Raw genomic sequence first — 12709 nt, forward strand, 5'->3', positions numbered from 1 at the left:
TCGAAAAAACGGGATGGGTCGAAGCGGGTTTCCGGCCGCGCCGATGGCGTGGCCTTTCCGGCGTCCGGCCCTTCATAAAAACCATCACTCGGGGTGAGGCGTTCTGGCCGGTGAGCCGTGCATGTCTGCGCGGACCGTCCGGCGACTGGAGTATTCGATGCTGGGAATCGTCAAGACCGCGTTGCATCGCCCTCTGACGTTTATCGTCATGGCCATTCTGATCGCGCTGGGGGGCCTGATCGCCGCCTTCCGCACCCCGGTCGACATTTTTCCGGACATCAAGATCCCCGTCATCGCGGTTGCCTGGACGTACTCGGGCCTGTCTCCGCAGGACATGTCTGACCGCATGGTGACGCCTTACGAGCGCATCCTGACCACGACGGTCAACGATATCGAACATATCGAAAGCCAGTCGCTGCAGGGCACCGGCATCGTCAAGATCTACTTCCAGCCCGGCGTCGACATCCGCACCGCCACGGCGCAGGTCACTTCCGTCTCGCAGACGGTGCTGCGCCAGATGCCGCCGGGCGTGAACCCGCCGCTGATCCTGAACTATTCCGCATCGACCGTGCCGATCCTGCAGCTGGCGCTGTCCGGCAAGGGCCTGTCCGAACAGCAGCTGTTCGATATCGGCCAGAACCAGATCCGCACCGGCCTCGTCACCATTCCCGGCCTTGCCATGCCCTATCCCTCGGGCGGCAAGCAGCGCCAGGTGCAGGTCGACCTTGACCCCAACGCACTGCAGGCACGCGGCCTTTCGGCGCAGGACGTCGGCAATGCCATTGCCGCGCAGAACCAGATCAACCCGGCCGGCTTCGTGAAGATCGGCCCGGCGCAGTACACCGTGCGCCTGAACAACACGCCCGGCTCGATCGAGGCGCTGAACGATCTGCCGGTGAAGGTGGTCAACGGCGCAACGATCTACATGCGCGATGTGGCCTTCGTGCGCGACGGTAGCGCCCAGCAGCAGAACGTGGTGCACGTGCAGGGCAGCCGCTCGGTGCTGCTGACGGTGCTGAAGAACGGCGCCACTTCCACGCTTTCGGTGGTGGACGGCGTGAAGAACGCGCTGCCCAAGATCACCTCCACCCTGCCGGATACGCTGAAGGTGCTGCCGGTGGGCGACCAGTCGCTGTTCGTGAAGGCCGCCGTTTCGGGCGTGGTCCACGAAGGCGCGATGGCCGCCGCGCTCACCTCGCTGATGATCCTGCTGTTCCTCGGCTCCTGGCGCTCCACCGTCATCATCGCCGTCTCCATCCCGCTCGCCGTGCTGGCCGCCGTGGCCGCGCTGGCCATGTTCGGGCAGACGATGAACGTGATGACGCTGGGCGGCCTCGCCCTCGCGGTCGGCATCCTGGTCGACGACGCGACGGTGACGATCGAGAACATCAACTGGCACCTGGAGCAGGGCAAGGGCGTGATGGAGTCCATCCTGGACGGCGCCGCCCAGATCGTGACGCCGGCCTTCGTCTCGCTGCTATGCATCTGCATCGTCTTCGTGCCGATGTTCTTCCTGCCGGGCGTTGCGGGCTACCTGTTCGTGCCGATGGCGCTTTCGGTGGTCTTCGCGATGATCGCCTCGTTCATCCTGTCGCGCACCTTGGTGCCGACCATGGCGATGTACCTGCTGAAGCCGCACACCCCGCATGGCGAGAATTCGCACAACGCCGGCAGCCCGGAATCGCGCAACGTCTTCGTGCGGTTCCAGCGCGGCTTCGAAGCGAAGTTCGAAAAGATCCGCGACGGCTACCTTGGCATGCTCGCCCGCGCGCTGCGCTCCCGCAAGCCGTTCATGATCGGGTTCCTGGCCGTGGTCGTGCTCTCGTTCGGGCTGCTGCCGCTGCTGGGCAGCAACTTCTTCCCGGCGGTGGACTCCGGCCAGATCGCCATGCACGTGCGCGTTCCCGTCGGCACCCGTATCGACGAATCCGCGCGCAACTTCGAAGAAATCACCGCGGAAGTCCGCAAGATCATCCCGACTGCCGAACTGAAGTCGGTTACCGACAACATCGGCCTGCCGGTCAGCTCGATCAACACCGTCTACAACAACAGCGGCACCATCGGCCCGCAGGACGGCGACATGCTGATCACGCTAGAGGAAGGCCACAAGCCGACCGACGGCTATGTGGCGCAGCTGCGCCGCGAACTGCCGCGCCGCTTCCCCGGTACGCAGTTCGCGTTCCTGCCGGCGGACATCACCAGCCAGATCCTGAACTTCGGTTCGCCGTCGCCGATCGACGTGCAGATTTCCGGCAAGGACCCGGTTGCCGCGCGTGAATATGCGCACAAGCTGATGGTCAAGCTGGCCCGCATCCCCGGCCTTGCCGACTTGCGCATCCAGCAGCCGCAGAACTCGCCGCAGATCGATGTGGACGTGGACCGTTCGCGCGTGGGCCAGTACGGCCTTACCGAAAAGGACGTGACCACCAGCCTCGGCAACTCGCTGGCAGGCACTTCGCAGACCGCGCCGGTGTTCTTCGTGAACCCCGACAACGGCGTGCAGTACGCGGTGGTCGCCCAGGCGCCGGACTATGCGCTCGATTCGATGAGCAAGCTGGCCAACCTGCCGGTTTCCGGCGCCGCCTCCACCCGTCCGCAGCCGCTGGGCGCGCTGGCCACGCTCACCCGGTCCAGCACCGCGCCGATCGTTTCGCACTACAACATCGCGCCGGTTCTCGACATCTATGCCACCACGCAGGGCCGTGACCTTGGCGCCGTGGCCGGTGAGGTGCAGCACGCGATCAACTCGCTGAAGGCCGAAGTGCCCAAGGGCGCCAGCGTCACCATCCGTGGCCAGTATCAGACGATGAACACCGCCTTCTCCGGGCTTGGCTGGGGCCTGCTGGGCGCGGTCGTACTGATCTATCTGCTGATCGTGGTGAACTTCCAGTCCTGGCTCGATCCGTTCATCATCATCACCGCGCTGCCTGCGGCCCTTGCCGGCATCGTCTGGATGCTGTTCGCCACGGGGACCACGCTCTCGGTCCCGGCCCTTACCGGCGCGATCATGTGCATGGGCGTGGCCACCGCGAACTCGATCCTGGTCGTCAGCTTCGCCCGCGAAAAGCTGGCCGAGCTGGGCGATCCGGTGAAGGCGGCGATGGAAGCCGGCCTCGTCCGCTTCCGCCCGGTGCTGATGACCGCGCTGGCGATGATCATCGGCATGGCGCCGATGGCGCTGGGCCTTGGTGAAGGCGGCGAACAGAACGCCCCGCTGGGCCGCGCCGTGATCGGCGGTCTGATCTGCGCCACCATCGCCACGCTGTTCTTCGTCCCCACCGTCTTTGCTTTCTTCCATAGCCGTCGCAAGCACCACGAAGCCCCCACGACGATGGAGGCCGCCCATGCTTGATCCCCAGATGCACCAGATTCCCGAGGCCCCCATGGACAACGACACTCCCACCGGTCCCAGCTCCCGCACCCTGAAGCGCGTGGGCATCGGCGCGGCCATCGTCGCGCTGGCCGTGGTCGGCATCGGCACCGCCACCCGCATCCAGGCGACGCGCGATCTGGAAACCGTGTCCGAAGGCGCCGCGCTGCCCACCGTCGCGGTAATCGCGCCGAAGACGGCGGCGGGTGAGGGCGGGCTGACCCTGCCCGGCACCGCGCAGGCGTGGAACAGCGCCGCGATCAACGCGCGCACCAACGGCTATGTCAGCAAGTGGCTGGCCGATATCGGCGATCACGTGAAGGCCGGCCAGCCGCTGGCCATTCTGGATGCGCCGGAAATCGACCAGCAGCTGGCGCAGGCCAAGGCGGACTACCAGACCGCCGTCGCCAACCAGCGCCTTGCCGCCACCACCGCCAAGCGCTGGAGCGCGATGCTGGCCAAGGACGCCGTCTCGCAGCAGGAAGTGGATGAGAAGGCGGGCGACCTTGCCGCCAAGACCGCGCTGGCCAATGCCGCGCTGGCACAAGTGCGTGAACTTCAGGCCCAGCACGGCTTCACCCAGCTTTCCGCCCCGTTCGCGGGCGTCGTCACCAGCCGCTCGGCCCAGATCGGCGCGCTGGTGGTGGCCGGGAATGCCGCCGCGCAGCCGCTGTTCACGGTTTCCGACGTGCACCGCATGCGCGTCTACGTGCGCGTGCCGCAGATCTATTCGTCGCTGGTCAACGCCGGCGTCAATGTCGACCTCAGCCTGCCCGAATATCCGGGCCGCACCTTCCCGGGCACCGTCAGCCGCAGCGCCGGCGCGGTCGATGCGCAATCGGGCGCGGTGCTGGTTGAAGTGCAGGCGGACAACAACGATGGCGCGCTGAAGCCGGGCGCCTTCGTACAGGCCCACTTCGACGTGGACGCCACGCTGAAGGGCGTGACGCTGCCGGGCAGCGCCATCCTCTATACCGACAAGGGCCCGAGCGTGGCCGTGCTGGGCGCGGACAACAAGGTTACCGTCCGCCCGATCACCATCGCCCGCGATCAGGGCAAGTCGGTGATCGTCTCGGTCGGCGTCAATCTGGGCGACCGCGTGGTGGACTCGCCGCCGGACTCGATGCGCACGGGCGACCGCGTGCAGGTGCAGGCGCCGGATGCTGCTGCGCCCGCGAAGGGAGCCGCGACGCATGGCTAAGCGGGCGCTCCTCGCGCTGTCCCTCCTTGCGGGGACGGCGTTGGCGGGCTGCTCGATGGCGCCCACGTATACGCCGCCGCAGTCCAGCCTGCCCGCCGCGCCGCAGCAGTTCGCGGAAATGCAGGGCTGGGCCCCCGCCGCTCCGCAGGATGGCGAGATTCGCGGAGACTGGTGGACGGTGTTCGGCGATCCCGTGCTGAACGATCTGGAGGCCAAGGCCGCCGATGCCAGCCCGACGCTGGCTGCCGCGCTGGCCCGTTACGATCAGGCGCGCGCTGCCGTTGGGCTCGATCAGGCAGGGCTCTATCCGCAGATCGGCGTTTCCGCCGATGCCTCGCGCAACCGCGTTTCGGCAGGCCGTCCGCTCTCCTCGGGATCGTCGGCGACGTACAACAACTACATCGTCGGCGGCAGCGTCTCCTACGAGCTGGACCTCTGGGGCCGCGTGCGCAACAGCGTGAAGGCGGGCAAGGCCGATGCGGATGCCTCGGCCGGCGATCTCGCCTCCGCCCGGCTCAGCCTGCAGGCCTCGGTGGCGGATGCCTACCTGCGGCTGCGCGGGCTGGATGCGCAGGCGCAATTGCTGGACCGTTCGGTGGACGCCTTCCAGCGCGCCTACCAGCTGACCGAGACGCGCCACGAAGGCGGCGTCTCCTCGGGCATCGACGTCAACCGTGCGCGCACGGTGCTGTCCAACGCCCGCGCGCAAGTGGCCTCCATCGCCAATGACCGCGCGCAGACCGAACACGAGCTGGCGGCGCTGACCGGCGCCATCGCTTCGGACTTCCACATCGCCCCGCAAGTCGCGCCGTTCGACGTGCCGGTGCTGACGGTGGATACCCCGTCCACGCTGCTGCAGCGCCGGCCGGACATTGCCGCGGCCGAGCGCCGCGTCTTTGCCGCCAATGCCCGCATCGGCGTGGCCCGCGCGGCATGGTTCCCGACGATCGGCCTTGGCGGATCGGGCGGGTGGCAGACCACTGGCGGCAACCTGCTCAGCGCGCCGAACTCGATGTGGGCGCTGGGTCCACTCTCGGCCCTGCTGACGGTGTTCGACGGCGGCGCCCGCCGCTCGCAAGTGAAGATCTCGCGCGCCGAATATGACGAGGCGGCGGCTGACTATCGCACCACCGTGCTGGGCGCCTTCCGCGAAGTGGAAGACTCGATCGCGGCGATGCGCCAGCTGGAAGCACAGGGCAGAGCGCAGCAAGACGCTGCGCAGGCCGCCCAGCGCACCAGCGAGATCGCCATGTCCCGCTATCGCGACGGTGCTTCGGACTACCTCGACGTGGTGACCGCGCAGACCGACGCGCTCGACGCCCAGCGCTCCGCCATCGCGGTGGAGACCGAGCGGATGCGCGCGGCGGTGGATTATGTGAAGGCCATTGGCGGCCCTGCCGAACAGGCGGGCGGCTGAGCGGTCTTACTTACCCCCTTCGGCGCTCGCGGACCCCCCCGTCGCGGGCGCCGAGACTTTCCAGATAGGCGCAGAGCATGTCCGCCATCGCGCCGGACCATGCCAGAATCTCCTCCTCGCTGCGCGGGGTTTCGGAGAAGGTCTTCGCCACTTCGCGCATGGTCGATTTGATCAGCCGCGCCGCCAGATCGCGCACCTCCTCCGATGCATCGGGCAGCGCTTCGGCGAAGAACCGGCGCATCACCCCCTGACTGCTGGCCCGCGCGGCCTGTGCCTCCGGAGCATCGCGATAGAGCGGGGCCGCGTCGCTGAGCGCCTGCCGCAAGTCGGCCTCCGCACATTCGGATCGCACGAAGGCATGGACCAGCCGGCGCACGCGTTCGGCCGGGGGCTGGCTGGTGTCGGACAGGATTTCGCCCAGCATATCGCGCGTCTCGGTCCATTCCTCGCTCTGCAGGCGGAACAGGATCGCCGCCTTGTTCGGGAAGTACTGGTAGAGCGAACCGATGCTGACGCCCGCCCGCTCGGCCACGCGCGCGGTGGTGAAGCGGGTGGCGCCCTCGCTTGCCAGAACCTGAGCGGCCGCTTCGAGAATGACCTTCACGGTGGCCTCCGAACGGCTCTGGCGCGGGCGCTTTCGCGTGGAAATCTGCGGGGTTTCGGCGGCGGCCATCGATGCCCTCGGGAATGCGATTAGAAAACGTGATCAATTGCTCATATTTTTCTCTCCGACGCAACGACGCGTCACGGAGAATACGATGACCACATTGACCCAAAGCCCGGTCGCGCCGCTGCTGACGCGGCTGTTCGCGGAGTCCGACCGCCTGCGTGCCGAGATGCTGCGCGCTTTCGAAGGCATGTCGGAACAGGAAACCACCGCGCTGATGCAGGACAAGACCGCATGGCGCACGATGTACAGTACGCTGCGCGAAGTGCCGCTGCCGGTCTCGCCCGAAGCCGGCCGCCTGCTCTACATGCTGGCGCGCAGCGGTAATGTGCGCACGGTGGTGGAGTTCGGCACGTCCTTCGGCATTTCCACCATCCACCTTGCCGCGGCGCTGCGCGACAATGGCGGCGGCCTGCTGATCACCACCGAGTTCGAACCGGGCAAAGTGGAAAAGGCCCGCGCGCACCTCGCCGAGGCCGGTCTGGCCGACCTCGTCGAGATCCGCGTGGGGGATGCGCTGGAAACGCTGGCCGATGGTCTGCCGGACAGCATCGACCTCGTGCTGCTGGACGGCGCCAAGTCGCTCTATGGCGATGTGCTGGACCGGTTGGAAAGCCGCCTGCGCCCCGGTGCCTTCGTGCTGGCCGACAATGCCGACTATTGCCCCGAATACCTCGCCCGCGTGCGCGCGGCGGATGGCGGCTATCTCTCGGTGCCGTTTGCCGAGGATGTCGAGCTTTCGATGAAGCTGTGACGGGGAAGGGGCGGCCTGATTGCAGGCCGCCGCCCCTCCGGTTCAGACCATGCTTTCGGGCCGCACCACGCGGTCGAACGTCGCCTCGTCCACCAGCCCCAGATCGAGCGCGGCCTCCTTCAAGGTCAGCCCGTCCGCATGGGCATGCTTAGCGATCTTGGCGGCATTGTCGTAGCCGATCTCGGGCGCCAGCGCGGTCACCAGCATCAGCGATCGTTCCACCAGTTCGGCGATCCGGCGGCGGTTGGGCTCGATCCCGTCCACGCAGCGCTCGGCAAAGCTGACCATGCCGATCGCCAGCAGACTGATCGAGCGGATCACGGCAGAGCCGATCAGCGGCTTGAACACATTGAGTTCGAACGCGCCCTGCAGGCCGCCCACGGTCGCCGCCTGATGGTTGCCGATCACTTGCGCGGCCACCATCGTCAGCATCTCGCACTGGGTGGGGTTGACCTTGCCCGGCATGATCGAGCTGCCGGGCTCGTTTGCAGGCAAGTCCAGCTCGCCAAGGCCGGAGCGCGGGCCGGAACCCAGCAGGCGGATGTCGTTGGCGATCTTGGTCAGCGCCACCGCCAGCGTGGAGAGCGTGCCGGAAAGCTGCACCAGCGCATCGTTGCTGGCCAGCGCTTCGAACGTGTTGGGCGCGGGCACGAAGGCAAGGCCGGTCTGCGTGGCGAGATCCGCCGCCACGTCCGCCGCAAAGCCCTCCGGCGCGTTGAGTCCGGTGCCGACGGCAGTGCCGCCCTGCGCCAGCCGCAGCACGCCCTGTTCGGCATGGACCAGCCGCTCCCGCGTATCGCGCAATTGCTGGACGTAGCCGGAAAATTCCTGCCCCAAGGTCAGCGGCGTCGCGTCCTGCAAATGGGTGCGGCCAATCTTGACTACATCGGTCCAGGCCTTGGCCTTGGCGTCCAGCGACTGGGTCAGCCGCTCCAGCGCGGGCAGCAGCGCCCGTTCCACTTCGACCGCCGCCGCCACATGGAGCGCGGTGGGGAAGCTGTCGTTGGAGGATTGGCCGCGATTGACGTGGTCGTTGGGGTGCACCGGGCTCTTGCCGCCGCGCTTGCCTGAAAGCAGCTCGTTGGCGCGGCCGGCGATCACCTCGTTGACGTTCATGTTGCTCTGGGTGCCCGATCCGGTCTGCCAGATGACGAGCGGGAACTGATCGTCCAGCGTGCCCGAAATCACTTCGGCGGCGGCAGCCTCGATGGCTTCGGCCAGCCCGGCGTCCAGCCCGTGCTTCGCATTCACCCGCGCCGCGGCCAGCTTCACGCGGGCAAGGGCGTGGACGATGGCGATGGGCATCCGCTCGGTCGGCCCGAAGGGGAAATTGTGCAGGCTGCGCTCGGTCTGCGCGCCCCAATAGGCGCTGGCGGGAACGTCGATTTCGCCGATCGAGTCCGATTCGCGACGGAATTCCATGAGGACAGCCTCCTTTATCGCCGCGCCCGAGCCCGTGTGGGAGGGAAAGGGGGGAGGGCGCGCGGGAGTAACCTAAGTATCGGAACGGGCAGGCGCAACGCCTCTCGCACAAGGTCCTGCGCGTGCCTGTCACGCCCATTTGAATCGCGCCCGCGATGATTGAAGCCGCTCCCGCCGCGATGGCCAAGGCGCCGTCCGCCGGGCAGGTCCACTTTCACCAAGCATCCAGCAATCGGAGCATACGGGTCGTGAGAAGGATTTCGGGCGGGTTCCGCCCCGGCGTGGCTGCCGCAGCCATCGCCGCGATGGCATTCGTGAACAGCATTCCGGCAATGGCGCAGGACACAGCGACGGACGGCGCGGAGCGGGCCGCTTCTCCGCCGCCAGCGCCTGCCGCTGGTACGCCCGGCTACGGCATCGCCGATTTCATGCGCACATTCGCCGGAGTGGGCATCATCGGCGAGATGAACTCGTCAGAGACGTACGGCGCCGTCCAGCAGCGCATCGGCCAATACACCGCCCACGCGCAGGCCGCTCAGTATGGCGACGATCTCAGCCATGTGCGCGACAATGCCACGTCCTACGTCGTGCCTGCGCATGTCACCTTCGAACTGCCGGGCGACGGCAACACGCTGCTGAAGGTCGGCGGAGCGGCGATCTACGCGCGCGGCAACGAAAGCGCGCCCACCGACCAGGACAGCGACGGCTACAACTTCCTTGCCGAAGTGCTGCGCCGTATCTCACCCAATCAGGCCATCGGCGTGGGCTTCGCCACCGAGGTTACCGACGTGGACCTGAAGGACAGCGGCGGCCACATCGACAGCCGGGGCACCGGCGTGCGGCTCGATTACGTCAACCGTCTCAGCCCCACCACGGGCCTTGCCGTGCGCGCCATCGTGCTGGACGGCCGCGATGTGACCAGCATGCCCGGTAGCGCCGAGACACGGCAGAAGTGGCGCCGCTACTTCACCGAAGCCAAGCTGATGAAGACGCTGGACCACCGCGCCGCAAGCTTCGTTCCCGACGGCTGGTTCCTGCGCCCGGCGGTGGAGGCGGTCTATCAGGCCTCACGCGGGTACGGTGCGAACCCGGCGACAGACGAGAACTATGGCTTCGTCGAAGGCAGCGTGCGGCTTGAGAAGCAGGAATTCCGCAACTGGCACTTCGCGCCTTATGTGGAGGGCGGGCTGATCCGGGAATTCGTGCAGGACATCAGCCCCAGGGGCACGGATGCCGGCAACGATCCCACGGTATTCTACAGCAAGATCGGCGGTTCCACCCGGCTGGGCGGGCATGGCCGGCTCGACCTCTATTACGCGCGGCGGGATGGGGCCAAGGGGATCTACAACCAGCAGACGATCAACCTGCTGATCTCGATCGATCTTTGAGGGCCATGGCTACTGCGTAAGCAGCAGCATCTCACGAAGTGCGGGGTCGAGCAGCAGATGCACGGCCCCGTGGCCCGCCAGTGCCGACAGGAAGCCATGGCGCCAGTAGAGCAGGCCCCACACGCAGCCCACCAGCCAGTACCGCAGGGTGCCGTAGAGCGGGTAATGCGAAACCGGGATCCACGCGTTGAACAGCTGCACGCCGCCAATGATGAGCAGAACGCCCCAAGGCGGCAGACGCTTGCGGGTGAGGGCGGTTGCCAGCACGACCAGCACCGTCATCACCAGCAGGCGGTACTGGATCTCCTCGATCATCGACCCGGTGGCGGAAAACAGCATGCGCGGCAGCAGGGGCGTGGTGAACAGCGCCTCGTAGCCGGCCGGCAACGATCTGCGGAACAGCAGGCCGTCGAGGATCAGCACGAACACAGTGACGCCGACCACACAGGCGAGCGTCGCCCGCAGCGCCGCCGTGCGGTCCTTCGGGAAAAGCCGCAGGCCGGTCCGGTCCAGTATCGTCTCGATCATCGCCTTGCCCGCCTACCCGCGAAGTCTTGAAATATCGTGATGCCGCGCGGGGGCAGCCGATGCACCGGACCTCGATTCCGCGCCGTCCCCGATAGATTGCACGCGGCGGCGTGGCCCTGCCGACGGACCTTCGCTAGCGTGCCGGCAATGACCGGGAAAGGAAGCGAAATGAAAGCGAAGCTCTGGGGTGCGGCCCTGTGCGGCGTAATGGGCTGGGCACTGGCCGGCTGTGCCACGGTATCGACGCCCGAAGCACCGCGGCAGACGCTGGCCTATGTCGGCACGCAGGGCAGCGGGCCGGGGCAGGGCATTGTCGGCGTGCGGCTCGATCCGCAGACCGGCGCGCTCGCTTCGCTGGGTGTGGTGGGGCAGATGGAGCGGCCCACCTGGGTTCTGGCCGATCCCGCCCGCCATCGCCTCTTTGCCGTCAGCGAAACTGGCAATGACGGCGTGACCCACGGCACCGTGACCGGCTTCGCCTACGATCCCAAGACCGGCGCTCTGACCCCTAAAGGCCGTGCGGATTCGGGCGGTGGCGGGCCGACCCATCTGGCGCTCTCGGCGGACGGACGCACGCTGTTCGTCGCCAATTACGGCACCGGACAAGTCTCCGCGATCCCGGTGACCGCACTGCTGGCGGCGGGGGATGGCAAGCCGGCGGCGCAGCCTGCCAGCGTCGATACTCATCAGGGTTCCGGCCCGCACAAGCGGCAGAAGGGCCCGCACGCGCACGGTGTGACGCTCGATCCCTCGGGCCGCTGGGTGCTCTCGCCCGATCTCGGCGCGGACAAGGTCTTCATCTACCGCTTCGATGCCGCCAAGGGCACGCTTGCGCCCGCGCGGGAGCCGTTCGTGACGCTGCCGCCCGCCTCGGGTCCGCGCCATATCGTCTTCGCACCCGATGGCCGCCATGCCTTCCTGATCACCGAGATGGGCGGCTCGATCGTCAGCTTCGCGTGGGATGCCCGGCAGGGCAAACTGACCCCGCTGACGACCACCCAACTCGATCCCGCCGACTTCGCGGGCACGCGCAGCGGGTCCGAAATCGCCGTCTCGCAGGATGGCCGCTTCCTCTACGCGGGCAATCGCGCGGCCAACCGCATCCAGATCTATGCGGTGCGGCAAGACGGCGGTCTGGCTCCGGTGGATGCAGTCGATTGCGGCGGGCAAGTGCCCTGGGGTCTCTCGCTCTCGCGCGATGGCAAGTGGCTGGTGGTGGCCAATCAGGGATCAGGCCATCTCGCCGTCTTCGCGGTGGACCGTGCCAGCGGAAGGTTGACCGCCACGGGCAGCGGGCTTGACGTCGCCAAGCCAACCTCCATCTCGTTCACGGAATGACGATCCCCGAGGAAAATCCATGGCTGACAACGACTTTCGCCCCGTTCTCTACCTGAAGGCGACATGCCCGCATTGCCTCAAACTGCGGATATTCCTGCTGGAAGCGGACCTGCTCGACCGGTTCGAGCAGCGCATCTTCACGGCCGGTGATGAGAACGAGGCGGCGATCCGCGCCGAACTCGCCCCGCATTTCGAGAAAGTGACTTTCCCGACCGTGCAGTACGCGCCGGGCCAGTACATGAACGATTCCGATGCGATCATCGCCCACTATGCCGACGTGGAGACGATCGACCGGGCGCACCTGCCGATCTTCGGGACTTATGCGGGCAGCGTGCTGCCGAACTACATGGCAGCGCGGAAGGAGTTGCGGGAGCTGAAGGGGTAGGGGGCGGTTCGATAGTCCGCCTAAGGCGCAGGAAAACCCATCGCCCCAAATCCTCGTCATCCCCGCGAAGGCGGGGATCCCGCTTCTTCCTTCAAGGCCGCGATTAGCGCGACGGTGACCCGCGCGGGGCATATCAGTCCGACACGATCTCTCTGCGCCTCTGCCTCTCCGCGTGAGCCAAGAAAAGCGGGGCCCCCGCCTTCGCGGGGGCGACGGGTGTTAGGGTGAGAGTGCGGCTT

At 67.2% G+C, this 12709-nt stretch carries 10 protein-coding genes; 7 read left to right on the forward strand and 3 right to left on the reverse strand.

The features are described 5' to 3' along the window. Positions 1 to 157 precede the first annotated feature (157 nt). From ACZ1JC_RS15690 to ACZ1JC_RS15700, 3 genes are read left to right on the forward strand one after another with little or no spacing between them, the layout of a single operon-like run. Positions 158 to 3352, forward strand: a complete 3195-nt coding sequence (locus tag ACZ1JC_RS15690; protein ID WP_465135972.1) for an efflux RND transporter permease subunit — start codon at positions 158 to 160, stop codon at positions 3350 to 3352. Next, complete coding sequence (locus ACZ1JC_RS15695) at positions 3345 to 4571, forward strand: efflux RND transporter periplasmic adaptor subunit (RefSeq protein ID WP_465135971.1); 1227 nt, start codon at positions 3345 to 3347, stop codon at positions 4569 to 4571. The genes ACZ1JC_RS15690 and ACZ1JC_RS15695 overlap by 8 nt, the downstream gene beginning before the upstream one ends. Beyond that, a complete protein-coding gene (locus tag ACZ1JC_RS15700) occupies positions 4564 to 5988 on the forward strand; it encodes an efflux transporter outer membrane subunit (RefSeq protein ID WP_465135970.1) in 1425 nt (474 codons plus the stop codon). Before ACZ1JC_RS15695 ends, ACZ1JC_RS15700 begins: the two co-directional genes overlap by 8 nt. A 10-nt stretch (positions 5989 to 5998) precedes the next feature. Here the strand turns inward: ACZ1JC_RS15700 and ACZ1JC_RS15705 are convergent, their stop codons facing one another. After that, a complete protein-coding gene (locus ACZ1JC_RS15705) occupies positions 5999 to 6661 on the reverse strand; it encodes a TetR/AcrR family transcriptional regulator (RefSeq protein ID WP_465148396.1) in 663 nt (220 codons plus the stop codon). 85 nt (positions 6662 to 6746) lie between these two features. On the opposite strand from ACZ1JC_RS15705, the gene ACZ1JC_RS15710 reads away from it, so the two are divergent. Further along, a complete protein-coding gene (locus tag ACZ1JC_RS15710) occupies positions 6747 to 7409 on the forward strand; it encodes an O-methyltransferase (RefSeq protein WP_465135968.1) in 663 nt (220 codons plus the stop codon). Between the two features lie 42 nt (positions 7410 to 7451). On the opposite strand, the gene fumC is transcribed toward ACZ1JC_RS15710, so the two are convergent. After that, positions 7452 to 8831, reverse strand: a complete 1380-nt coding sequence (fumC, locus tag ACZ1JC_RS15715; protein WP_465135967.1) for a class II fumarate hydratase — start codon at positions 8829 to 8831, stop codon at positions 7452 to 7454. A gap of 248 nt (positions 8832 to 9079) precedes the next feature. Between fumC and ACZ1JC_RS15720 the strand changes: the two genes are divergently transcribed. Continuing rightward, a complete protein-coding gene (locus ACZ1JC_RS15720; protein WP_465135966.1) occupies positions 9080 to 10219 on the forward strand; it encodes a hypothetical protein in 1140 nt (379 codons plus the stop codon). Positions 10220 to 10228: 9 nt separating this feature from the next. On the opposite strand, the gene ACZ1JC_RS15725 is transcribed toward ACZ1JC_RS15720, so the two are convergent. Continuing rightward, positions 10229 to 10747 (reverse strand): hypothetical protein, encoded by a 519-nt coding sequence (locus ACZ1JC_RS15725; protein ID WP_465135965.1) that lies wholly within the window; start codon positions 10745 to 10747, stop codon positions 10229 to 10231. Between the two features lie 168 nt (positions 10748 to 10915). Between ACZ1JC_RS15725 and ACZ1JC_RS15730 the strand changes: the two genes are divergently transcribed. Beyond that, entirely contained in the window at positions 10916 to 12085 is a 1170-nt protein-coding gene (locus ACZ1JC_RS15730; RefSeq protein WP_465135964.1) for a lactonase family protein, read from the forward strand. Positions 12086 to 12104: 19 nt separating this feature from the next. Then, positions 12105 to 12470 carry a glutathione S-transferase N-terminal domain-containing protein gene (locus ACZ1JC_RS15735; RefSeq protein ID WP_465135963.1) on the forward strand — a complete coding sequence of 122 codons (366 nt, stop codon included), beginning with the start codon at positions 12105 to 12107 and terminating at the stop codon, positions 12468 to 12470. Positions 12471 to 12709 lie beyond the last annotated feature (239 nt).

Source organism: Sphingomonas sp. BL-S-28, assembly GCF_055521515.1.

Coding starts and splice junctions, on each gene's coding strand:
- ACZ1JC_RS15690 (WP_465135972.1), top strand. CDS start 158: ATGCTGGGAATCGTCAAGACCGCGTTGCATCGCCCTCTGACGTTTATC.
- ACZ1JC_RS15695 (WP_465135971.1), top strand. CDS start 3,345: ATGCTTGATCCCCAGATGCACCAGATTCCCGAGGCCCCCATGGACAAC.
- ACZ1JC_RS15700 (WP_465135970.1), top strand. CDS start 4,564: ATGGCTAAGCGGGCGCTCCTCGCGCTGTCCCTCCTTGCGGGGACGGCG.
- ACZ1JC_RS15705 (WP_465148396.1), bottom strand. CDS start 6,661: ATGGCCGCCGCCGAAACCCCGCAGATTTCCACGCGAAAGCGCCCGCGC.
- ACZ1JC_RS15710 (WP_465135968.1), top strand. CDS start 6,747: ATGACCACATTGACCCAAAGCCCGGTCGCGCCGCTGCTGACGCGGCTG.
- fumC (WP_465135967.1), bottom strand. CDS start 8,831: ATGGAATTCCGTCGCGAATCGGACTCGATCGGCGAAATCGACGTTCCC.
- ACZ1JC_RS15725 (WP_465135965.1), bottom strand. CDS start 10,747: ATGATCGAGACGATACTGGACCGGACCGGCCTGCGGCTTTTCCCGAAG.
- ACZ1JC_RS15730 (WP_465135964.1), top strand. CDS start 10,916: ATGAAAGCGAAGCTCTGGGGTGCGGCCCTGTGCGGCGTAATGGGCTGG.
- ACZ1JC_RS15735 (WP_465135963.1), top strand. CDS start 12,105: ATGGCTGACAACGACTTTCGCCCCGTTCTCTACCTGAAGGCGACATGC.